The organism is Vibrio mangrovi, assembly GCF_024346955.1.
Taxonomy (GTDB): domain Bacteria; phylum Pseudomonadota; class Gammaproteobacteria; order Enterobacterales; family Vibrionaceae; genus Vibrio; species Vibrio mangrovi.
In genome coordinates this window covers 738,069-761,961 of the sequence record NZ_AP024884.1, presented here as the reverse complement: position 1 = coordinate 761,961, position 23,893 = coordinate 738,069, and the positions used below count along the sequence as shown (strand labels likewise).

21 protein-coding genes are annotated in these 23,893 nt (G+C 46.7%); 12 read left to right on the top strand and 9 right to left on the bottom strand.

Features of this window, described 5'->3' with window-relative positions; genetic code table 11:
• The first annotated feature begins 115 nt into the window (after positions 1–115).
• Both OCU74_RS19655 and OCU74_RS19650 read left to right on the top strand, forming a co-directional pair.
• Positions 116–1,069 carry a putative ATP-dependent zinc protease gene (locus OCU74_RS19655; protein ID WP_087482131.1) on the top strand — a complete coding sequence of 318 codons (954 nt, stop codon included), beginning with the start codon at positions 116–118 and terminating at the stop codon, positions 1,067–1,069.
• 343 nt (positions 1,070–1,412) lie between these two features.
• Entirely contained in the window at positions 1,413–3,218 is a 1,806-nt protein-coding gene (locus OCU74_RS19650; RefSeq protein WP_087482130.1) for an endo-1,4-beta-xylanase, read from the top strand.
• Between the two features lie 228 nt (positions 3,219–3,446).
• On the opposite strand, the gene fruA is transcribed toward OCU74_RS19650, so the two are convergent.
• Genes fruA through fruB form a run of 3 tightly spaced genes read right to left on the bottom strand, consistent with a single transcriptional unit; the run spans position 3,447 to position 7,323 of the window.
• Complete coding sequence (gene fruA / locus OCU74_RS19645) at positions 3,447–5,183, bottom strand: PTS fructose transporter subunit IIBC (protein ID WP_087482129.1); 1,737 nt, start codon at positions 5,181–5,183, stop codon at positions 3,447–3,449.
• A 22-nt stretch (positions 5,184–5,205) separates the two neighbouring features.
• Complete coding sequence (gene pfkB, locus OCU74_RS19640; protein ID WP_087482128.1) at positions 5,206–6,159, bottom strand: 1-phosphofructokinase; 954 nt, start codon at positions 6,157–6,159, stop codon at positions 5,206–5,208.
• Between the two features lie 24 nt (positions 6,160–6,183).
• Positions 6,184–7,323, bottom strand: coding sequence for a fused PTS fructose transporter subunit IIA/HPr protein (fruB, locus tag OCU74_RS19635; protein ID WP_087482127.1), 1,140 nt, complete (start codon positions 7,321–7,323; stop codon positions 6,184–6,186).
• Between the two features lie 347 nt (positions 7,324–7,670).
• Between fruB and cra the strand changes: the two genes are divergently transcribed.
• Positions 7,671–8,666, top strand: a complete 996-nt coding sequence (gene cra / locus OCU74_RS19630; RefSeq protein ID WP_087482126.1) for a catabolite repressor/activator — start codon at positions 7,671–7,673, stop codon at positions 8,664–8,666.
• Positions 8,667–8,970: 304 nt separating this feature from the next.
• The gene (locus OCU74_RS19625; RefSeq protein ID WP_087482125.1) at positions 8,971–10,935 is read left to right on the top strand and encodes a methyl-accepting chemotaxis protein; all 1,965 of its coding nucleotides are present in this window, start codon (positions 8,971–8,973) and stop codon (positions 10,933–10,935) included.
• 186 nt (positions 10,936–11,121) lie between these two features.
• Here OCU74_RS19625 and OCU74_RS19620 read toward each other — a convergent pair whose 3' ends face one another.
• The 6 genes from OCU74_RS19620 to OCU74_RS19595 form a co-directional block, all read right to left on the bottom strand.
• Complete coding sequence (locus OCU74_RS19620) at positions 11,122–11,451, bottom strand: hypothetical protein (RefSeq protein WP_234993616.1); 330 nt, start codon at positions 11,449–11,451, stop codon at positions 11,122–11,124.
• A 279-nt stretch (positions 11,452–11,730) separates the two neighbouring features.
• The gene (locus OCU74_RS19615; protein ID WP_087482124.1) at positions 11,731–12,417 is read right to left on the bottom strand and encodes a hypothetical protein; all 687 of its coding nucleotides are present in this window, start codon (positions 12,415–12,417) and stop codon (positions 11,731–11,733) included.
• A gap of 206 nt (positions 12,418–12,623) precedes the next feature.
• Positions 12,624–13,073, bottom strand: coding sequence for a DUF4231 domain-containing protein (locus OCU74_RS19610; RefSeq protein ID WP_087482123.1), 450 nt, complete (start codon positions 13,071–13,073; stop codon positions 12,624–12,626).
• 382 nt (positions 13,074–13,455) lie between these two features.
• Complete coding sequence (locus tag OCU74_RS19605) at positions 13,456–13,773, bottom strand: hypothetical protein (protein ID WP_087482122.1); 318 nt, start codon at positions 13,771–13,773, stop codon at positions 13,456–13,458.
• Positions 13,774–13,961: 188 nt separating this feature from the next.
• Positions 13,962–14,891, bottom strand: a complete 930-nt coding sequence (locus tag OCU74_RS19600; RefSeq protein ID WP_143693271.1) for an alpha/beta hydrolase — start codon at positions 14,889–14,891, stop codon at positions 13,962–13,964.
• A 195-nt stretch (positions 14,892–15,086) separates the two neighbouring features.
• Positions 15,087–15,959, bottom strand: coding sequence for a hypothetical protein (locus tag OCU74_RS19595; RefSeq protein WP_087482120.1), 873 nt, complete (start codon positions 15,957–15,959; stop codon positions 15,087–15,089).
• Between the two features lie 248 nt (positions 15,960–16,207).
• On the opposite strand from OCU74_RS19595, the gene OCU74_RS19590 reads away from it, so the two are divergent.
• The 8 genes from OCU74_RS19590 (at position 16,208) to rbsK (ending at position 23,875) form a co-directional block, all read left to right on the top strand.
• Positions 16,208–17,065, top strand: a complete 858-nt coding sequence (locus tag OCU74_RS19590) for a glycoside hydrolase family 25 protein (RefSeq protein ID WP_087482119.1) — start codon at positions 16,208–16,210, stop codon at positions 17,063–17,065.
• Positions 17,062–18,075, top strand: coding sequence for a hypothetical protein (locus OCU74_RS19585; protein ID WP_087482118.1), 1,014 nt, complete (start codon positions 17,062–17,064; stop codon positions 18,073–18,075). Before OCU74_RS19590 ends, OCU74_RS19585 begins: the two co-directional genes overlap by 4 nt.
• 77 nt (positions 18,076–18,152) lie before the next feature.
• A complete protein-coding gene (locus OCU74_RS19580; RefSeq protein WP_087482117.1) occupies positions 18,153–18,530 on the top strand; it encodes a RidA family protein in 378 nt (125 codons plus the stop codon).
• A gap of 285 nt (positions 18,531–18,815) precedes the next feature.
• The gene (gene rbsD / locus OCU74_RS19575; RefSeq protein WP_087482229.1) at positions 18,816–19,235 is read left to right on the top strand and encodes a D-ribose pyranase; all 420 of its coding nucleotides are present in this window, start codon (positions 18,816–18,818) and stop codon (positions 19,233–19,235) included.
• Between the two features lie 61 nt (positions 19,236–19,296).
• Positions 19,297–20,802 (top strand): ribose ABC transporter ATP-binding protein RbsA, encoded by a 1,506-nt coding sequence (rbsA, locus tag OCU74_RS19570; RefSeq protein WP_087482116.1) that lies wholly within the window; start codon positions 19,297–19,299, stop codon positions 20,800–20,802.
• Positions 20,799–21,779 (top strand): ribose ABC transporter permease, encoded by a 981-nt coding sequence (gene rbsC / locus OCU74_RS19565; RefSeq protein WP_087482115.1) that lies wholly within the window; start codon positions 20,799–20,801, stop codon positions 21,777–21,779. The genes rbsA and rbsC overlap by 4 nt, the downstream gene beginning before the upstream one ends.
• Before the next feature lie 120 nt (positions 21,780–21,899).
• Positions 21,900–22,778 carry a ribose ABC transporter substrate-binding protein RbsB gene (gene rbsB / locus OCU74_RS19560; protein ID WP_087482114.1) on the top strand — a complete coding sequence of 293 codons (879 nt, stop codon included), beginning with the start codon at positions 21,900–21,902 and terminating at the stop codon, positions 22,776–22,778.
• A gap of 167 nt (positions 22,779–22,945) precedes the next feature.
• A complete protein-coding gene (rbsK, locus tag OCU74_RS19555; RefSeq protein WP_087482113.1) occupies positions 22,946–23,875 on the top strand; it encodes a ribokinase in 930 nt (309 codons plus the stop codon).
• The last annotated feature ends 18 nt before the right edge of the window (positions 23,876–23,893 follow it).

Sequence of the window (23,893 nt, the reverse complement as noted above, 5' to 3'; positions counted from 1 at the left end):
AAATATCACCTAACATCTTGAAAATTACCTATAAAGCGCCACAATTTGATAAGTAATAAAACGGATATTACCCAGTATGCGATCTCAGGTCGCAGAATAAAAATAGGTGAATAGGATGAAACGACCATGGAAGTCATGGATAACATTAATGCTATTCGGTGGATTGGTTGGGTGTAGCAGTACAATCTCTGTCGGTGTCGAAACTTCGGCAATGCAGCATGATGTAGTACATCCTGACACAAAAGATGTCATGCAGCAGATCGATCAATCCTATGGGTATGAATTTGACCCTGGTACAGATTCAACATCAGTTGGTGTTGCAGCAAATCTGAGTACCGGCCATGACGCCGGAGTACCGCCTGAGCAACCGGCTGCTGAGGCCAAATCTACAGATGTGAAGGCTAGTGCAGTGGCAGTGACCGGGGCAAAAGAGGCTGAAGCAGAGACGGCCGAAGTGGCTGAACCGGTAACAACGCCCGTCACTTCGCCATCGGTGTCTCCTGAGTTACCGGAGGCTGCTGTTGCAGATGCAAAAGCCTCAGCAAATAAACAAGCGGTGGCGAATGTCATTAAAACGCCTCAGACATCCGTAGCGGAACAAAAGATGCCTGAACAGAAAGTACCTGAACAGAAAGTACCTGAGCTAAATGTATCTGAACAGAAAGCACCTGAACAAAAAGAATCCGATCAGAAAGATTGGGCATATCTGCCGGGAATCGATGAGAAATTTCCGGTTCAGTTTGACCATGATGCAACAATCTCACAGCTACACACCACGGATATGAGTTATTTCCGGCGCAATGGCAAAGAGTGGGTTCAGTTCAGTATCCTGTCCGGTGCGAAAAAGAGTGCTTCCGTCAGTTTACCGGTGATGCGCTGGATGAAAGTTCCGTCTGCCAATGTGCAACATGCTGTGGTGATTACCTGGGTGGAATTTGGCCGGGAGATCAAAGAGCGGACAGAATTTATGCTGACCGATACTCCACAACGGAGTTCTCCGGTTTTACTCGGACAGACTTTCTTTCGTGACATGGGGCCGATCGATGTGGAGCAACTTATCGGTCGCTGACAGCCATGTTTCTAAAGAGAAATCCCCTGAATGACCTCAGAATATCCTCGTATTCTGAGGTCATTTTTATAGGGTAGGGTTATCTTAAAATGTCATGCCTGGTGTGTATTCAGATCGTCAATTCAAGAACAGGATCGCAGGAATGAAATTCTGTTTCAGAAATATATGAACCGGAATAGCAAAAGCCGGATTGATATCTCCTAAATTCGGCATTTAGCTGATACTCTCGGTATGCGTCTTGATTTATATGCAAGTCAATACTTAGTCTGCTTTTCATCGTTCCTTCGTGAATGAGGGGAAGCTGATCAACAGAAATATCAGCGTTTTACTCAAAGGAGATAATATGAAGAAAAAAACGCAACGACAGTGGCTGGGCTTAAAAACGAAGCGTGCGCTTCAGTGCCGGACTTCCGGATCGGTTTTAACCGCTTTTGCTGTCTTTAGCATACCATTTATGAGTGCAGTTGCCGGGACTGCGGGTGTCAGTCATCAGGTGGATATCGCCAGTGACTGGGGCGTTGGCTATTGTGCCAATCTGACGGTGACAAATAACAATGGTTCTGCCGTGAACAACTGGGAAGTCGATGTGAACATCGGCGGAACGGTAACGTCACTCTGGAATGCTGCCTGGACACAGGATGGCAATATCGCACATGTTTCCGGCAGTGGTCAGTATACAACATTGCAGGCCGGGCAAAGCACTTCACAAATCGGTTTCTGTGCCAATCGCTCCGCTGACGGCGGTGATGATGGTTCGTCAGGTGGTGATGATGGTTCATCAGGTTCTGATCCTTCTGATGGCGGTTCATCCGCTGGTCTGGCAAAAAATGGTGATGTTGAGAATGGATTAACCAACTGGTCATCTACTTCGGGTGATGTTGTCCGCACAACACAGGATAGCCATAATGGCGCTGCCAGTGTGCTCATTTCCAACCGTACCGCATCCTGGCACGGGATTACCTTTAAGCCTGATCCATTGAGCAACGGTAAAAAATATAACGCATCCGTATGGGTCAAACTGGCACCGGGAACGTCTGACACAACGATCATCCTGACCGGAAAGCGGACAGACGACGCTGATACTTCAACAACCAACGAATATGTCCGGATTGCGACTGTCAAAGCGACCGATTATCAGTGGACAGAACTGAAAGGCTCATATAGCCAGACAGGTACACCGTTCCAGCACTTTATTATTGAATCTGACAGCAGCAGTGTCAGCTACTATGCCGATGACTTCACTCTGGAAGAAGCCGGTGATGCTGATAATTCAGGCGGTGGTTCTTCTGATGGCGGTTCTTCCAGCGGTGGTAAGAAATTCGTCGGTAATATTACAACCTCTGGTCAGGTGAGATCTGACTTCTCCAAATACTGGAATCAGATTACACCGGAAAATGAAGGAAAATGGGGTTCTGTCGAAAGAACACGGGATGTCTATAACTGGAGCGGTGTTGATGCGGCCTATAATTATGCCAAACAGCACAATATTCCGTTTAAACAGCATACCTTTGTCTGGGGCAGTCAGTATCCGAACTGGATCACTTCTCTCAGTGCATCTGAACAAGCCGCTGAAATCGAAGAGTGGATTCATGACTTCTGTTCCCGTTATCCGGATGTCGATATTATCGATGTAGTGAACGAAGCAACACCGGGCCATGCACCGGCAGCGTTTGCCAAAAATGCGTTCGGGGATGACTGGGTAACCCAATCGTTCAGACTGGCACGTAAATACTGCCCGAATGCAACGCTGGTTCTGAATGATTACAACGTGCTGAGCTGGAATACGGACGAATTCATTGCTATGGCGAAACCGGCTGTGCAAGCAGGTGTGGTTGATGCAATTGGTCTTCAGGCGCACGGTCTGGAAAACTTCTCAACATCCAGACTGAAAGCAAATCTGGATAAAGTCATTGCATTGGGATTACCGATTTATATCTCAGAGTACGATGTTGCGAAAACCGATGATCAGGCTCAGCTGGATGTGATGAAAGCTCAGTTCCCGCTGTTCTATAATTCTGACGCAGTTGCCGGTATAACCCTGTGGGGATATGTTGACGGCAAAACCTGGAGAGACGGTACCGGACTGATTTACGACGATGGTACGCAGCGTCCGGCAATGCAGTGGCTGATGAATTACTTAGGCCGCTAACCGGTTGAGTTGTAGTTTGTTGACCAACTATCAGTGAGGTTAGGGAACAATCCGGTGAACCGCCACTGATTCTGAATACCCTCAGGCATTATGTTTGAGGGTATTTTTTATACCCGATTAAGCCTGTGCTGGCTTCCGGGAAGAGAATAAAAAAAGCCAGTGAGGAAGCCTCACTGGCAAATGGCTAAGAAGCGGAGCGTATCATGCTCCATTATGATTGAGGTTTACTTATTCTACAGTTTCTTCAATTGCTTCTGTACGGGTTTTAATCATTGCATAACCGACACCTGTTATCGCAGTACCGACAGCAATTGCAACCAGGTACATCACGACTGGTGAAATAGCGTTTGGAATAAGCAGTACGAACAGACCACCGTGAGGTGCCATCAGTTTTGCACCGAACAGCATAGACAGAGCACCTGTGACAGCACCACCAGCCATACATGATGGAATCACGCGCATTGGATCTTTGGCAGCAAATGGAATTGCACCTTCAGAAATGAAGCACAGACCCAGAACAAACGAGGCTTTACCTGCTTCATGTTCACTTGCATCGAATTTGTTTTTAGCGATAAAGGTTGCAAGACCCATACCCAGCGCAGGAACCATACCGGCAGCCATGATGGCAGCCATTGGCAGATATTGCTGAGAAGCCAGCAGACCAACACCAAATGTGTACGCTGCTTTGTTGACCGGACCACCGAGGTCAAAGCACATCATTGCACCCAGAATGATACCCAGCAGAATTGCATTTCCTGAACCCATATTTTCCAGGAATGAAGTCATACCAGCCATGATGTTTGCAACCGGAGTACCAACCACGTAGATCATGATCAGACCAGTCACCAGTGTCGCCAGGAATGGAATGATCAGAATCGGTTTCAGTGCTTCCATTGATTGAGGCAACTGAACTTTATCTGCAATCAGTTTGGCTGTATAACCGGCGATGAAACCGGCGACAATACCACCAAGGAAACCAGAGCCGATAGAGCTTGCCAGCATACCGCCGACTAAACCGGGTGCAAGTCCCGGACGGTCTGCAATCGAGAATGCAATATAACCCGCCAGTACCGGAATCATCAGTGCAAATGCCGAACCACCACCGATTTTCATCAGTGCTGCGGCCAGAGTGCCTTCTTCTTTAAAGGCTTCAATCCCGAATACGAATGACAGGGCGATGATCAAACCACCGGCAACCACCACTGGCAGCATGTGTGATACACCTGTCATCAGATGTTTATAAACACCTTTCTTCTCTTCTGAAGCTGTATCGGCAGAACCTGAACCAGAACCCTGATACACAGTTGCCTGAACAAATGCTTTTTCAATCTCTTCTTTCGTTTTCTTCAGTGCCGGGCCGGTTTTGGTCCGGTAGAGCATTTTTCCATTGAAACGATCCAGTGGAACATCGATATCAGCAGCAATGATGACCAGATCAGCCGCAGCGATTTCTTCTGTCGTCAGCTGGTTTTTCGCACCAACAGAACCACGGGTTTCCACTTTGATTTCGTGTCCCATCGTTTTCGCGGTATTTTCCAGAGCTTCAGCTGCCATGAATGTGTGTGCAACACCTGTCGGGCAGGCTGTAATTGCAACAATTTTCTTCGCTGCACTTGCAGATGCTGCCGGTGCTGCTGCAACTGGCCGGGCATTTTCAAGTGTCTGTGCTTTTTCAGCAGCAACTTTCAGATAAGCTACCGGATCGGCAGTACATTCGGCAATATCGCTTTGATAAACTTTCTTGCCAACGAAACGGGTAGTATCAACAGGAGTATTGGCAGCAATGACAACAAGTTCTGCTTCGGCAATATCGGCACTGGTTAGTGTATAGCCTTCAACAACGGAAGAATGGCATTCAACGGTTGCTGACCAGTCCAGAGATTTTGCAGCCTGCTCTAATAATCCTGCCGCGAGGATGCTATTTGCGACGCCACTTGGGCACGCGGTAATAATGGCAATTTTCATAGTTACGACCTTATTGTTGTCCTTAATTACTAGCCTCAGGGCTATACGGTTGTAATTGGATTTGCTGTTGTAGGGTGTTTAACTCATGGATATCGGCAACACCGACACCCACCTGACTCACTGCTAACGCGGATAGAGCCGTTGCAAAGGTAAGCAGTTCCTCCTTGTTCATGGATTGCATGTGTCCCCAGCAGAGTCCGGCAACAAGTGTGTCACCGGCACCAACAGTACTGACGACATTCATCCGGGGTGGTTTTGCATGTAGCCATTCATCATTGTTCAGCCACATCACACCATCTGCACCCATAGAGACGACGATATTTTCAATCTGTTTGGCTGCCAGCTCGCCGGCCGCTTGCTGACATTCGGCAGCTGACTTGAGTGGTCTGCCGACGAAGTGTGACAGTTCTTCATCATTCGGTTTAATCAACCAGGGATGTGCGTCCAGACCAGCGGCAAGTGCATCACGGCTGCTGTCAAACAGCACTTTCTTGCCAAGTTCATGCAGTTTTTCGATCCAGGAAGCACAAAGCTGGGGAGAAATACCTTTCGGCAGACTGCCTGCCAGCACAAAGTATTCGTGACTTGCTGCCAGACGGAACAAGGTTTTCTCGAAGTCTTCAATTGCCTGTTGGGAAACTTCCACACCGGGGAAGTTGATATCGCTGACTTCACCGGAAGATTCAACCAGTTTGACATTGATCCGTGTTGCGCCATCGACGCGGATGAACTCATCGGTTGCACCCATCGCGTCGAATGACTGACAGAACATCTCTTGATTATCTTTACCCAGAAAACCGGTGACCGTGACTTCAGCACCGAGATCACTGAGTACCTGAGCAACGTTGACGCCTTTTCCGGCTGCATGAAGCGATCCCTGACTGACCAGGCTGACCGAACCGACCTGTAAGGTCTCAAGGCTTCCGGTCAGATCCAGTGCCGGGTTGAGCGTAATCGTGACCACTTTATTTGTCATAACTGAATCTGTCATAACGGTCCCTTACTGTTCGCCTAAACCTGCATCAATTGCAGCACCCAGTGCTTCAAGCGCCTGACCTGCATCCGGGCCGTCTGCGGTAAACTCAAGTTTGTGTCCGCATTTCACACCCAGCGCAATGACTTTCATCAGGCTCTTGGCATTCACTGCTTTGCCGTCACCATCAAGGTTGGCAACTTTGATGCTGGCTTCAAATTTCTTCGCTTCAGCAACCAGCATCGCTCCCGGACGGGCATGCAGACCATGTGGATTTTTCACCTGGAAGATTGCTGTGTTGGCGCTGCTGTCTGCACCGGCTGCCGGAGCTGATTCAGCTAAACCAAATGCCGCCAGAACTGCTTGTTTATCTGTTGCAAACAGCGCTTGCTGATTTTTCTGGAAGACAATTTCAGAGACTTTTTGCATCAACGGCTGATGTGAACCGTTGCAGGCTGCAACCACAATCAGTCCTTTCACTGACTGTCCTTGCAAGTCAAAAGCATCATTGGCAGTAATCAATGCCAGACCGGTACGGGAAACGCCCTGACGACTACTGGTCAGCCATAGCCCATTCCCCAGTGGCGTTGCATCTTTTGCGATAACATCGGCAACAAACTCACCATCAACGCAACCTTTGTTCTTAAGCAGACCACTGGCAACCGCAGAAAGCTGAGTCATGTCGCTGGCCGGGAACTGAAGCTGGATCAGTGTGTCGTCGAAATCAGCTTCAAACTGAACATCACCATTGAGCAGGGCAATGATTTCCTGCGCCTGAGTCGATTGTTGCAGTCTTTGTTCTACACCGTCTGCTGACAGCACTTTGGTTAACTGTTTAAGAATGCCAAGGTGTTCATCGGATTTGGCAGCGATACCGATCGCCACATAAACTGTATTTCCGTCACCCCAGTCAACTCCTTGAGGGAAGTGGTGAACGGCAACACCGGTTTGTTTGACCAGTGAACGGGTATCGGTTGTTCCGTGTGGAATCGCAATCCCGTTACCCAGGAAAGTTGAATTCTGTGCTTCCCGGTTGAGCATTCCCTCAACGTAACCGGCATCAACGAGTCCTTTTTCACTCAGATGAGCAGCAATAGCGCGAATGGCATCTTGTTTATTCGATTGAGATTGTCCCAGATGGATGTCATTAGGAGTGAGTTGCAGCATGTTTGGCCCCTTTATTGCCGTCATTCGGCGCTTCTGTGTCAGACTTGCCTGATCTTCTCTCTATGGAGTTTTAGCAGTTGTAGATGTCTGCACAATCGTTCTATCAATAATGTAAGCTGAATCGGTTCAGTATTCAGTTAAAAAAAGTCAGCAAAAATCACTTCATATTTTTCATAGTGTTGAAGATATATAATGAATAGTCCAAAAAACTAGATTTCGCTATCATTTTTAAGTTTTGCTGAATCCTTTCAGCTTTTATAGTGAATCGATTCAGCATATAATGCAATGAGATTGAGGATCTTAATTTTTATTTATATGATCCGACGCACACTAACAAGAGTAGCGATATGACACTAGATGAAATTGCAAAGTTGGCCGGCGTGTCTAAAACCACGGCAAGTTATGTGATCAACGGAAAGGCACAAAAGTATCGCATCAGTGAAAAGACACAGCTGAAAGTGATGGAAGTGGTTAACGCTCATAATTACCGCCCCGATCATACGGCTTCAGCATTGCGAGCCGGGAACAGTCGGTCATTCGGTCTGATTATTCCCGATCTGGAAAACACCAGTTATGCCCGCTTATCTAAATTGCTGGAACAGAACTCCCGACAGGCCGGATATCAAATTCTGATCGCCTGTTCTGATGATAATCCTGACACTGAAATTTCGGTTGCCAACACGTTAGTCGCCCGTCGGATCGATGCTTTGTTCGTTGCCAGCGCTATTCCGAATGCCAGTGAGTTTTATCAGGGACTACAGCAGGCCGGAACGCCGGTGATTGCAATTGACCGTCCATTGGATGATGAATTTTTCGCTTGTGTCGTCAGTGAAGATTACAGTGCTGCGCTGGATTTGACTCGTTCCGTTCTGGATGAGGGGATTCAGTCTATCGGATTGATTGGTGCATTGCCGGAACTGAGTATTTCTAAAGATCGTCAGTTGGGTTTTGAGACTGCGGTAAAGGATAAAGGGATTCAGATTCTGGAAGGCTATGGCGGTCACTTTAACCGGGATGAAGGCAAGAAAATTTTCAGTGGGTGGGTGAATAAAGGTACTGTACCGGATGCCATCGTTTCAACCTCATATACTTTATTGGAAGGTGTTCTGGATGTATTGCTGGAACATCCGGATCTGATGGGAAATCTTCGGCTGGCAACCTTTGGTGATAACCGGCTACTGGACTTTTTACCCTTTAAAATCAATTCACTGCCTCAGCAGTTTGAACTGATTGCCGACAGTGCTCTGGCCGTGGCCCTGAACGCCACTGCAAAACGATATCAGCCTGGTATTGAGCTGGTGCCGAGAAAACTACGGGTGCGCCGGAATCCGGGAAAGTCATAAAAAAATAATCATCTCCGCTTCTGGCGCGAAACTGGACAGTATTGCGCCAATCATGACTGATATTCAGACGATTCGGCTTGTTTTAAGCCGTTCACGCTCCCACTCGTGATGCACCAAATCCTTGTTCAATATATAAAAATTGTTGATCTGCACAGATGATTCAAGGAAAGTAATATACCCAAGTAACCTCAAGACGCAGAAAGACGGCGATTGAAGCGCTCCTGAAGGGCGAGTTCACTGAAACTGCATCTTGAGGTCATTTGGGTATAGAAGTTATTATTGTTGTTGGCAAGGGAGATGTGCCATGTTAATCAGACGCAAGTTGTATGCAGGAAGTGTTGTCCTGCTGGTGACTTCACTTTTAGTCCTTTTCTTAATTATTCAGTTTGTCGTTGCCCCCGTTATCCGTCAGGAATCCACTAAGTTTGCCCAGTTACAAGCCAATCTGATCGGTGAAGTTTTGTCCGGCAAGCTGGCTGAAAATGCCATTCTGACCCGCAGTCTTGCCGCGATGGCTGAAGATCTGCCACAGGACAAACAGGCTTTTATTCAGCATATTGAACCGCTGGTCAAGAGCGGTATCGGAATTGCCGGTGGTGGCATCTGGCCAGAACCCGGTCAACTGGTTTCCGGGCAGGACAAAGCATCACTGTTCTGGGCCAAAAATCCGCAAGGGAAGTTTGATCTGTTAGACGATTATAACCAGCCGGATAGTTCTCCGTATCAGCAGGAAAGCTGGTACACCAGTGTTAAAGGCGCTCCACACGGTAGTTGTGTCTGGTCTGAAGTTTATGTCGATCCAGTGTCGAATGTACCGATGGTCACCTGCTCGGTCGGTATCCAGAGAGCCGGCCATTTCTGGGGAGTAGCAACCATTGATGTCGAACTCTCATATATTGAAACGTTACTGACGGAGCAATATCGCAACAGTGGTATTTATAGTTTCGTCGTCGATCAGACCGATCAGTTGATCTCTTTACCTGCTTTACGTCAGAAAACATTCACATTGATGCCGGTTGATGAACTTGCTCAGAAAGATGATTCTCTGGCTCCGCTGGTGAAAGCGCTGCAAAACCGGGAGTCGGTTGCCGAACTTGATGAGGGCGTTGTACCCGGAGATGCTTCGGTACTGGTTACTTTTACCCTACCGAAACAGGGCTGGCGCGCCGGTGTGATTCTGCCGGAAGAGATTGCATCCAAATCCGTCGATAAGCTGACCTTCTATTTATATGCTTCTCTGGTGACGTTGATTCTGGTTTTCATCGCTACATTGCTCTTCTCCGGGAATCGTCTGGTTCACCAGATTCAGAAAACCACGGCACAAATCCGTGCTCTGATTCAGGGTAAGACAGATACCAAACTGGAAGTCGATGGTGATGATGAAATGAGTCAGATGTGTGTTGCGGTTAATGATTATGGTGACCATCTGGTACAGATTCTTGCTCAGGTTCGTGCGGAAGCCGAACATATCAAGCAAAGCGCCGAAATGATGGATCACCTCAGTCGTGATACTACCGGCAGAGCTAATGAGCTGATGGAAGAGAACAATACGCTGGCGACGGCAATCAGTGAAATGTCCTCAACGGCAGCTTCAGTTTCTGAAGATGTTGTTACTGTGGCAAGTATCACCGAAAGTTCGGCAGATTTGGTTTCTTCCGGATTCCGGATTATCGAAGAAAACGCGGCCTCGATCGGTCAGCTCTTTGATAAACTGACCGAGTCTTCTGCTGCAATGCATCAGTTATCTCAGGATTCGCAGGAAGTGGGGCAAGTGCTTGATGTGATTATGAATATTTCTGAGCAAACCAACTTACTGGCTCTGAATGCTGCGATTGAAGCTGCCCGTGCCGGAGAGTCCGGCCGGGGGTTTGCTGTGGTCGCCGATGAAGTCAGAACACTGGCACACCGGACTCAACAGTCTGCCGGTGAGATTGAGAATATGATCAGTCAGTTGCAGAATGCTGCCGAGCAGGGCGTTGGTGTCATTGCCCAGTGCCGGGAATATTCACAAGTGGTGAGCGAACGTTCTGAAACCACCCGGGCACAATATGAAAACATCGTAACAGCGTTCCATGATATTAAGGAACGGGCTGCCAATATTGCCGTTGCCACGGAAGAGCAGGCCAACGTGACCGGAAACGTCGGACAGTTGGCTGAACGTATCCGGGAAATTTCTAACCAGAATGCGACCGATGCCAGAGAGTTCCGTACCGTCAGCCAGTCTGCCATCGAGCAGGCAAAACGGCTGTATGAGCTGAGTCAGAGTTAGTATTTGTCTCCAACTGTCTGAAATCAAATAGAACGGGCGCTGGTATCAATGGACTGAGTATTTCAGTACCATTGATGTCAGTGCCCGGTGTTTTTGGAGTAAGAAAATAATATTAATATTTATGTAGACTTTATTATTAATATATTGAGCTTTTTGATGCTATCTACATAATTTTTGCGGCTAAGATTAACCGACCCGGTAAACACGTATATAACCATTTCCACAGCCTCCTGAATTATCAAAACCAATGGTCACAGGAGCTCTGGTTGTATGTGCGACTAACAACCTGGACAGCATTCTGCTTGCGGCGACATCTTTCACATCGGTTGCAATTGCAAAATAGTCACTCTTACAGGTTGGATGAGAAGTTGGTTGATTATTTATACGAAACAATATCAGACCACTAGTGTATGTCATAACATATGTTACTTCTCCTGTAACATTATCATTATAATTAGCATATGATGAATTAATATTTACAAGCATTAGGCTCAAGATAAAAATAATTTTTTTCATAAAAACCTTATATATTAGTTTGATAATTAATAATCTGTACTACGTTATTTTCTCATGTAATAAAAATTAACCACAATTTTAGTTCATATCACACAAGGACGGATTTAATTATGGTTTATCCCGTCTAAATTGCAAAATAAAAAGGATAATCACCTATGTGATATAAAAAACAAATTCATCAAAGAATGATGAAATGATCGGTTGGGCAATACTCCAGCGATAGCCGGAGTATTGGATCATGTGGCCGATAAAAAACATTGGCAGAGCTTATAAACTGCTTTATTCACTATTCTGTCCACTCGGCGGTGGCGGTTTTGATTCTGTCACTGTAGCCTGTTTTTGCACATATGAGCCAATAAATGCACCAAGTGTTAATTTGGCTAAATCAAAAAATTGACTTCCCCATATAGAAAGTACGGTAAAGAACAGCGTGAGAAATATTGTGGCTAGTGGGAGGCCAGTTAAACCAATTTTAGTAAATATACCGGTTAAACCAGATAGACTACTCAGACGGACATAATTATCGATGCCTCTGTCATTCTTATGAATCAGCATTTGACTGATTAAATCGTAATCTTGCTTAGGAATAACTTCTCTATTGGCTGCCCCGGCTGTTTTGAGCAATAAAAAGCCGACAATTGAAGCAAAAATAGCGCTGATGAACAGCACGATCGGTGCGAAAAACACCGTGAAATAGTAATCAAACATTCCCAGAGACAGTACATTTGCATCAATTTTTGTGAATGTCTCTGCCGGGAGTGATGTGATATACGGTTTGAAGCTATATCCTGCTGTGTTGGCCAGTTGCCAGACAAGTGCTGCAAGACAACCAAGTGCTGCAATTACAAACAGCAGGCCGGTATAAGAAAGTATAGAAATCTGCCGGTTGGATAAATATTCCCGTCTTCTGATACCCATATCATTAGGCGGGGTCAGTGGTTTGAGGTCGTCAGTATCTTCAGACATGTCTCCTCCTCATAAATGAACGGGTCATGCCAACTCAGGCTAAATCACTATGTTGGCAAGTTGTCGATAAGCAATTAGTATAATAATGGTGTATCTGCTGGATTTGTTCAATTTTTAGACGTGAGTAAAGCGATTGAGGTACTTTAATTCAGAGGGAAACCTCAGGACGAGGTTTCCATCATTCTTGCCTGACAGGAATATTTATTCTAACTTTCTTGCTCTGACGGGTTTTTTTCCTGTGCAGACTGTGTATATTGAAGCCACGCGCTGTTTTCTTTTGAAATCAGACTTTCAACCCGTTGAACAAACAGGCGGAATGAATCCTCTTCCTTATGATACGGTTCCGTCTTCGTAAGAAAGAGGACCTTTTCATGTTTCAGGGACTCGCTGGTTGTTCGGTATTCTGTCCAGTTTTTCTGAAACTGGTTCAGACTGATGACTGAGGAGATGACCGCAATTAGCGCTCCCAGAAGGCTAACTGTCAGCGTTACCGGGAATGGGTCTTTAGCAAACCCGGCAATGAGCGGAATGGCGGCTGCGGACAAGATTTCGACTATTCTTAACTGCTTAAACCAACGCTGGGCTTTCTGACTCTTTTTACTATACCAGGTGATTTGGTCATCAACCCGTTCCGCAATATACTGCTGTTCGTTCATTAATTCGTTTTTCCTGACTTATTGGAGCATCTTTCTATCTGGAAAAGCGAGTATAGCATTTATTGCAACAAACAGAATAAGAGAAGTCTTTAATATGCTTTTCTACGATAGTAAAAAGCGGCGCATTGTCATTTGGACAACACAGTCTGTTTTTATTCTTTTTCAATTTAATGGGTGAATCTGTAATTTTTGGGTCAGTGTTATAGGTCAGGTGGAATACGCCTGAATTACCACAATGACATAAAAAATCCAGATGAAAACTCTGATAGGTGGAATAGCACAGATAACCGACAGTATTATTGCATTTGTCGCAATATAACCAACTGCCGGTGTTTTTTAACATGTATCCATTATGAATTTTTTTTATCAAATTGCTCATTGGTTAGCCTATCAATTTCATGCTTACGACACCAACCGCGATGCCAAGTACCGCAGAAAAAACGATCATTGGAATGATTGATTTAGGGTCTTGTGGATAGACAATGATCATGATTGGAATCGCGGTTAGTTCTGCAATCAGCAAACCTTTCAACCAAGGCTGAATTTCCCAGTTTACATACGGAATAATCAAAGCAAGCACAACCCAATGGATAAAAGCCGAGATACATGAATATTTATCCAGCTTTCGGATTATCATTGGAACAACATCAATGAGCCCGGCAATGACTCCGATTCCGATCGCTATCAATAGATTATCCATCGTTTATTTCCCTGTTTAGATTTCACAACAATTAGAGACAATAAGATAAATCAAACGTTTATATATAAACCAAATCAATTTATTCTATGAACGGAAGTTTATCCTGTAATTTGTGTGATCACAGTTCATGATTTATGGGTTTGGTTCAAAAGCTATCTGATCTGGTCATGCTGTTCTTTACTATCAATTCAGTACATTTGGGTTCGTATCCAGGCTGCAACTTGATCAAATACTGTTTCAAGATGAGATTTGCCTTCTTCATCTCTCATCTGGTGATCCCGGTGGGGAAGTTCCCAGTAGGTCAGATGTTCAGATTCTCCGGCGAATGCAAAAGCGCTCTGTGTTGCACGTGCAGCGGCAACCGGAGCGTGACGGTCATTTTCTCCGTGAATTAATAATACGGGGACAGATGATTTGAGCAAGTCGTCAGAGAGCCGGCGATCAAGAATATCAGCCCACCACCTGAGTGAATTTCCGCCGACAATCTCCTGTGACATCGGATTGGCTCGCGCTTGCTCAAATACGGCCTGCATCTGTTTTGCCACTGGCGGCGGTACGATTTGTGGAAAGAACTCAGCCATCGTCATTCCGGTTCCGGTCGAGAACACGACGACGGCATCTACAGCATCGATTTCATGTGACAGAATGGAAACTACGGCGCCGCCTTCTGAACCACCGAAAAGGATCAGATTGCCGTGCCAGAGGTTTCGGGCTTGCAGATCATGCAAAACTAATCTGGCGTCTTCGACGCGGCGGGTAACCGTATGATTCGCATAAAATTCACTGGAGCAACTATTCATCGGATCTTTAGGGATAACTTCAGGGTTAACGCCATATTTTTCAATAGTAAGAATTGCGTATTCCGGCAAAACACGGCGCAACAGTTCGATATTTTTATTTGCTCTTGTCGGAAGACACCCGGAACCTTGCGCGACCAGTAATAGTGGCTGTGAAGTATCGGATGATATTGCGTTGAGCTGCCAGTGAATGAATGTCCCGTCACCTCGAGCTGTTGTTGCGGTTAGATCTTCGGGAGATTTGTTCACTGCGGTTGTGCAACTGCTAAGCAATATGAGAAAGGGAAGGTTGAAAAGTTTTCCTGTTAAAGTGCGGGGCATATTGATCTCCAAATCGATTCATATGATTCGTGGTCAGATATTGGTTTGGGGTTCTTTGGAATACCATACCGTTTCTGAGTGATTGATCGACTAATGCCAGCCGCACATGTGGCACGGAACACAAATAAGCGATTGTTACCGCTTCGCAATATGGGAAGGCTTTCTGGGTGATGTTGTACTTATCTTAAATTCCGCTCACCAGTGCTCAACAATACAAACCGATGTATTGGTAATCACACCATCATTGACATTGATCCAGTCCGGGGCTGAAATCGAACAGGAATCCTGTGGTTGTGTGTATGCGGTCATGTCTTCGGCACTAATTTGCTCATTTTCATAGACAATCAGGCGGCGTTTCTGAATGAACAGAGTGTGAGCGTCCAGCCATAATTGCAGACGTACCGATGTATTCGGATCACTTTGAATGAGTGATGTTTGCAGGAACAGATAAGCGTTTTCATGAATCGTGGCGCGGCCGACATATTCGATATGCTGGTCAGACAGTTCTGAGACGACATTTTCTGGCATGAAGTATTGATTAAAGGTGGTGCGTTCTTCAATTTGCGAGTGATCCTGAATATCAAACCAGATTCCGGTGTTAATGAATAACTGATTATGCAGACTGACCCATTCATCCAGTGCATATCCTTCACCATCCCGTATCGCCTGACTGACATGGGCTTCATCCGGTTTGGTGCAATCGATCCGCCAACTCTGGAGTACACCTTCTGTAGCCGTACTCTGGAAGGATAAAGCCGAGAAGGTACGCACGGCCTGAGCTGCCTGAATGACTTTATCGATCAATCCGTCAGGCGGCTCGATTTCCGTCCATCCGGAATCCGGCAACTGAATATTTTCTTGCAGAACCAGAGCAACTTCTCCGGTCATCTCATGCGGTGTGGTTCCGGAAAAAATGCTCTTGGTTGTCGGCGGTGTTGCTGGCCGGACACTGGCTGCATCTTGTCTGGTATTTCTCTGGTTGATGCATTCGAGAATAATGGCTCTTGCCACGATCACAACAAGAGATACCGCCAGAAAAACAATGATCAGTATTGCTGGCTGGCTCATCTGAATCACCTTATATAATTCGGCAACTGATAAAATGATTATATACCTAAATCTCTATGTACGGCGGTTGGGTCATTGTCTCGTTGTGCGTTTGGCTGATGGAGGACTTTTCTGCCTGCCTGATGCAGTAAGAAGTGCCCACAGGAGTTCATCAGAATCTCCGAGTTTCATGGCGACCCGGTCTGTAAAATGGCGTAACTGGCCTGATTGCTGATGGATCGGGACAGAAGTCAGCATAGGAGTATTTTATGGCAGGGAAAACCGTGTTATTTGCCGTTGTCGTCGGGGTTTTTGCCGGGAGTTATCTCTTTTTCTCCCGACCATTGGTTCATTCATTATCCAGCTCGATGCCGTCCGGGTCGACGCCATCTTTGGTCATCACTGCTGTGGACACCACAAATCGGGCAGAAACACCGGTACCGGGTGCGGATAGAAGAACGGCAGAACCTGAAGTTACAGAGAAACCAGAGAACAAAACTGTAGTGGTACGTCAACATACGCGAGGGATTGATGTTTCTCATGATCAGGGAAGTGTCGTATGGCGTGATGTGATTCAGTCCGGTATTGGTTTTGTCTATCTGAAGGCATCAGACGGTATGACTTTCCATGACCCGATGTTTGCTGTGAATGTTCAGGCGATTGCCCCGCACCAGATTCCTGTCGGTGCCTATCACTTTTTTGAAGCGGGTGATGATCCCCACCAGCAACTGGCAAATTTTCTGAGTGCGACGAAAGGGCATGAGCTGACTCTGGCACCGATGGTTGATGTTGAAGTTTCCAGAGGTGTTAAGCCTCTGGTTCTGCAATCCCGTCTGCGGCAGTTTTTAAAGGGAATACAACAGGCTACGGGGTGTACGCCGGTTATCTATTCTTATGGTGATTTCTGGCAGACTTATATCGGCCGTTCATTTAATCGTTATCCGTTCTGGCTGGCCGATTACTCGCCGGAGATGGCCCGGCCGGCAGGACTGGAACATATTCAGCTCTGGCAGCATTCCGAACAAGGGCGGCTACCGGGAATCAGGGGAGCAGTTGATCTGGACAAAGCCATTGAAAACACAGCATTAGAAACGATTCGCTGTCGGGTACGTCAGGAGGCTGTATGAGTACGACAGCCCCGCCGAAAAAACCATCCCAACCGGGCAAACGGCCTCAGCAGGAAGAATCATCAGATCCGGCAAAAACGCTACAGCCGCAAAAGTCATTACCACCTGAAAAAGCTCCGGAAATAAGCCGCTGGTGGCTGTTCTGCGCCATTTTAATCCTTAGTGCTACACTTTTTTTCTGGTTTTCCGGTCAGCTCTCTCAGGTTACCGGTGCGCATCAGCAAGATCATTTGTACCGTTCAAATTTGTTGTATCTGGAGCATACGGAGCAGGAAACCGGCTCTGAATTGCTAAATTTGCTGGAACTGGATGCTTTGACCAACGTGGCCGGAAGCAGTCAGTTCGGTGTGTCATTCATTGTCGATATGAATGTTGAAGTCGGCCGGATTCTGAATAGTCTCAATCGGGTTCTTGAACGGGGTACGGAAGCTGTAACGTTTTCTCTGGCTGCGATAGCGCTGCTGCGGGTGATTATAATTTTCACGGAAGCGGCAACTCCCTGGCTCTTTCTGATATTTATCAGTCTGTGTATTGTCTGGCTGGCTCTGGCCCTGTTTCATCGTGTTGTTCTGCAACTATTGGTAGCAAGAAAACTGTTACGCCTTGTCGGGAGACTATTTATTCTCTGCTGGCTGGTCATTCCCTATGCACTTCACCTGAGTATCGTGGTCACAACCATGGTCGAGAAAGGTTTCTCAGAGCCGACCGGTTTTAGTTATTTCTCTGCGGTTGCCGGTGAGCTGAGAGGTCACAACAATCATCATGGCGATCTGAAAGAACATGCCAAAAGTAGTGTGGCATTGCTGCATAAGGCAACATCAGCAAAACTTCATCATAAAGTCGAACGGGGAATGCTGGTGGTGATTCAGTTTGCCATCAAAATGTTGCTGGGCCTGATTCTGCTGCCGGTGGGACTTTCGGTGCTGTTGCATCATCTGTTATGCCGGGTTTTACTCCACCACCTGATGTTTGAAAAAACTGTGGCTGAAAAAAATCCGCCGAGTGCATGAATAATCACTTTGATTTCCGGGAAATCAGGATGTTATGCTATGACAATCATAAGAATTCCTAGTCATGAGAGTAGCCAATGAACCTGCAAAGAAAAAATTATGCCAGTCTGGATGAGCCGATCGGGCCTTATGTTCATGCAGTCAGACACGAAAATACATTATATCTCTCAGGGCTGACAGCATTTGGTACATCTGCGCAGTTTGATCCGATTGAATTGCAGACCAAAGCTATTTTTGAACAAATCCGGAGTATCTGTCAGGCAGAAAATACCGGATTAGAGAATCTGATTAAAATCACGGCTTTTGTCACTGATCTGAGCCGTATGAGTGAATTACGTCAGGCTCTGTTTGAAGTCTATGGCGAGCACCTGCCAGCCAGTTCGTTGATTCATGTTGCCGGATTATTTTCTCCCGAGCTGAAGATTGAAATTGAAGCGGTTGTTGCTGTCGCGTAAGCGGCAGTCTGTTCCTTTGATTTCATACTCCATGTTTCATAATAACTATTCACTCATCATATCTTTTTTGTTCAGTGATCTTCTTCAATATTTTTATGGCCTTTAACCTGCTTTCATCGATCTGCTTCACAGTCTTCATTTTACCGGGATTCAAATCTTCCAGATTGCGATATGATTTCATCGAAACGTTTCGATGAGTGTTTTTTATACATTTCACTCGGAGCTTAAGTGGCAAAAACCGATTGCGAAACGATCGGCATTTTGCAGGATTGTCGAGGCATTGTGATGAAAAAAAATCAATTACTGAACTCAGAGCTTTCTTATTTGGTTGCTACATTAGGGCATACGGATGAAATTACCGTATGTGATGCCGGACTGCCGATTCCGGAGACAACACAGCGTATTGATCTGGCACTGACTCATGGTGTGCCGGGATTTATTGAAACGACCCGGACTCTGTTGGCAGAAATGCAGATTGAAGGTGTCATTATTGCGGAAGAATTCCGTGAGGTCAGCCCAATCTTACATGCTGCGTTGCTGGATTTACTGGAAAGCGAAGAGCAACAGTCCGGTAAGACTGTCAGCAGAACTTATGTCAGTCACGAAGAGTTTAAAGTACGTTCCGGGGAAAGCCGGGCAATCGTACGGACCGGGGAATGCACACCGTACGCCAATGTTATTTTTCAGGCCGGTGTTGTTTTTTAGTCCGGAGACATATTGTCGTTTCGGAGGCATTTTTCGTTCCATAGTGAATTGAGGTGAAATCATGGTACAACCCATTTTAGCGCTCAGCCAGATAGACAAAGCATTTCCCGGCGTGAAAGCGCTCGATGGTGCCAGCCTGAATGTATATCCGGGACGAGTGATGGCGTTGATGGGAGAAAACGGCGCCGGTAAATCGACACTGATGAAAGTGTTGACCGGAATCTACACCAAAGATAGCGGTGAAATTCTTTACCAGCAGGAACATGTGGCCTTTCAGGGGCCGAGAGACTCTCAGGAAGCAGGGATTTCGATTATCCACCAAGAGCTGAACCTGATTCCTGAACTGACCATTGCAGAAAATATCTTTCTGGGCCGGGAGAAGACCAACCGTTTCGGCCGGATTATGTGGCAGGAAATGTATCAGGAAGCCGATCGGTTACTGGCTCGTCTGAATGTCCGCCACAGTTCAAAAATGCCATTGGGCCAGCTGAGCCTTGGTGAGCAGCAGATGGTTGAAATTGCCAAAGCTCTTTCGTTTGAGTCCAAAGTCATCATTATGGACGAACCGACCGATGCGCTGACTGATACCGAAACCGAATCGCTGTTTAGTGTGATCCGCGAATTACGGGCTCAGGGTTGTGGCATTGTATATATTTCTCACCGGCTCAAAGAGATTTTTGAAATTTGTGACGATGTCACTGTGTTGCGTGATGGCAAGTTTATCGGTCAGTGTCCGGTTGAAGATATTGATGAAGACCGGCTGATCGAAATGATGGTCGGACGTAAGCTGGATGAACAGTATCCGCGGATGAATATTGAAAGTGGTGATGTTTCGCTGGAAGTCCGCAACTTAACCGGCTCCGGAGTCCATGATGTCAGCTTTGTGCTGAAACGGGGAGAAATTCTCGGTGTTTCCGGATTGATGGGAGCGGGAAGAACCGAACTGATGAAAGTCATCTATGGTGCGCTTGCCCGGGAAGAAGGAGAAGTCAGGCTGGAAGGGCGAACTATATCTCCGAATAGTCCACAGGAAGGTCTGGCAAACGGGATCGCTTATATTTCAGAAGATCGCAAAGGGGACGGACTGGTTTTAGGACTGTCAGTGAAAGAAAACATGTCCCTGTGTGCGTTGAATCATCTGTCGAACGGTATGCAGATTCGTCATCAGGACGAAAGAGAAGCTGTGGGTGACTTTATCCGCCTGTTTAATATTAAAACTCCGTCGCAGGATCAGATCATCGGCAACCTTTCCGGAGGTAATCAGCAGAAAGTAGCGATTGCCAAAGGGCTGATGACCCGGCCGAAAGTACTGATTCTCGACGAACCGACCCGTGGTGTGGATGTCGGGGCGAAAAAAGAGATCTATCAGCTGATTAACCAATTTAAAGCGGAAGGAATGAGCATTATTCTTGTTTCTTCTGAGATGCCGGAAGTCCTCGGGATGAGTGACAGAATTCTTGTCATGCATGAAGGACGGATTAGTGGCGAGTTTGCGGCGCAAGATGCCAATCAAGAGAACCTGCTGGCGTGTGCCGTGGGTAAGAATATTCACGAGGAAGCAGCATGAATACCAAGTCCATGAATCAACCGACATCAAAACAACGTAAGTGGTTCAGTAAAGAGTGGCTGATTGAACAGAAGTCATTGATTGCGTTGTTGGTTTTGATTGTAATTGTGTCGTTTCTGAACCCGAACTTTTTCACTGTTGATAATATTCTTAATATCCTGCGTCAGACATCGGTTAATGCCATCATGGCTGTAGGGATGACATTAGTTATTCTGACCGCTGGAATTGACTTGAGTGTCGGCTCGGTGCTGGCTCTGTGTGGCGCATTCGCAGCCAGTATGATCGCGCTGGAAGTGCCGGTGTTTGTTGCTGTTCCGGTTTCATTACTGGCCGGTGCCTGCCTCGGTGGTCTGAGCGGGATCATTATTGCCAAAGGGAAGGTTCAGGCATTTATTGCAACACTGGTAACAATGACGCTGCTACGTGGTGTGACCATGGTGTATACCGATGGTCGTCCGATATCGACTGGATTTACCGATGTTGCCGATAGTTTTGCCTGGTTCGGAACCGGTTATATGCTGGGTATTCCTGTACCGGTCTGGCTGATGGCCGTTGTCTTCGGACTGGCATGGTATCTGTTGAACCACACCCGGTTCGGTCGGTATGTTTATGCTCTGGGTGGCAATGAGTCTGCGACTCGCTTGTCCGGTATTAATGTTGACCGGGTGAAAGTTGGTGTCTATGCCATCTGTGGCCTTATGGCGGCGTTGGCCGGAGTGATTGTGACATCGCGTCTTTCCTCCGCACAGCCAACAGCCGGTATGGGTTACGAGCTGGATGCAATTGCCGCTGTGGTTTTGGGCGGCACCAGCCTGATGGGTGGTAAAGGCCGGATTATGGGAACACTGGTCGGGGCGTTAATTATCGGATTTCTGAATAATGCACTGAACCTGCTGGATGTTTCTTCCTACTATCAGATGATTGCTAAAGCGATCGTCATACTGCTGGCAGTACTGGTAGATAATAAAAACAAGTAAGTAGTTAAAAATAAATAATTAGTTTAAATAAGTAATTAGCAACACCATAGTAGTCATACAATCACGGAATCCTGAATCGGGTGAAGTTTCGGTTCAGACCCTGAAAATAAGGAAAAGAAGATGAAAAAACTAGTTACTCTGATCTCTACAGCTTTACTTTCGTCTACGATGTCGATTGCAGCGCAGGCGCAGGACACCATTGCGATTGTGTTGTCGACTCTGAACAACCCATTTTTTGTCAGCATGAAAGATGGGGCCGAAGCCAAAGCTAAAGATTTGGGCTACAACCTCATCGTACTGGATTCACAAAACGATCCGAGTAAAGAACTTTCTAACGTGGAAGATTTAACGGTTCGTGGTGTGAAAGCCATTCTGATCAACCCGACTGATTCCGATGCGGTTTCTAATGCGATTCGCATGGCAAACCGAGCTAACATTCCAGTCATTACCCTTGACCGTGGTGCCAACCATGGTGATGTGGTCAGCCATATCGCATCGGATAACGTTGCCGGTGGTGAGATGGCCGGTGACTTTATTGCCGATAAAGCTGGTGACAATGCTAAAGTTATCCAGTTGGAAGGCATTGCCGGTACTTCTGCTGCCCGTGAACGTGGTGAAGGTTTCATGAAAGCTGTTGAAAAACGTCACCTGAACCTTCTGGCAAGTCAGCCTGCTGATTTCGACCGGACAAAAGGTCTGAACGTTATGGAAAACCTGCTGGCTGCAAATCCTGACGTACAAGCTGTATTTGCTCAGAATGATGAAATGGCTCTGGGTGCAATCCGTGCGGTACAGGCTGCCGGCAAGAAAGTGATGATTGTTGGCTTTGACGGTACAGATGACGGTATGAAAGCAGTTCTGCGTGGTCAACTGGCTGCAACGATTGCACAACAACCAGATGTGATTGGTGCATTGGGTGTTGATATTGCCGATAAAGTACTGAAAGGAGGTAAAGTTAGCAGCAATATTCCTGTTCCTTTGAAAGTGATCAGCAACTAATGCTTATTGAGGTCAGCTACCGGTGTAGCTGACCTTACTTCTCTGCTTCGCTGTTGCGAGTGAAGCTCGGGCAAAGATCTTGATACAGACAGACAATATCAGTAAGGCCTGCATTTTTACGAGAGTTCAGACCTTTCATATATTGAACTGATTTCGAGGAAGACCTTATGAGTAAATTAGTGGTACTTGGCAGTGTCAATGCTGATCATGTGTTGCGGATTCCTGCTTTTCCACGTCCGGGAGAAACGCTTCATGGGCATGATTATCAGGTGATTCCCGGTGGGAAAGGGGCAAATCAGGCGGTTGCCGCGGCTCGTTTAGGCGCAGATATCAGTTTTATTGCCAGCGTGGGTGATGACCCGTTTGGTGTCAATATCCGGGAAAACTTTAAGCTGGAAGGGATGGATATTTCCGGTGTGAAGATGCAGCCGAACTGCCCGACCGGGATTGCGATGATTCAGGTTACCGATAGCGGTGAAAATGCCATCTGTATTTCTTCCGAAGCCAATGCTTTGCTCACCGCTGAGGCGCTGGACAGCGATCTGGCCCGGATTCAGCAGGCCGATTACTTTCTGACTCAGCTGGAAACTCCTTTAGATGGTGTCATCCGGGCGGCTCAGGCTGCGAAAAAGTATACGACTCAGGTGATTCTCAATCCTGCACCGGCACGAGTGCTCCCAGATGAACTGCTTGGTTGTGTTGATATGATCACGCCGAATGAAACTGAAGCGGAAGTTCTGACCGGAATTGCCGTCACTGATGAGCAAAGTGCGGGGCAGGCTGCGGCGATCCTCCATGAAAAAGGGATTGCGACAGTACTGATCACGCTGGGTGCAAAGGGTGTCTGGCTCAGTGAACACGGCCAGGGACAACTGATTCCGGGATTCCGGGTTGATGCAATGGATACGACGGCAGCCGGAGATACGTTTAACGGTGCTCTGGTGACAGGTTTGCTGGAAGATTTACCTCTCAATGATGCCATTCGTTTTGCCCATGCGGCAGCGGCGATTTCCGTGACCCGTTTCGGTGCGCAGACTTCCATTCCTTCCCGACAGGAAGTTGATACTTTTCTTGCCGGGCAAGACACTGGTAAATAAAGAACAGGGAGAGATCAC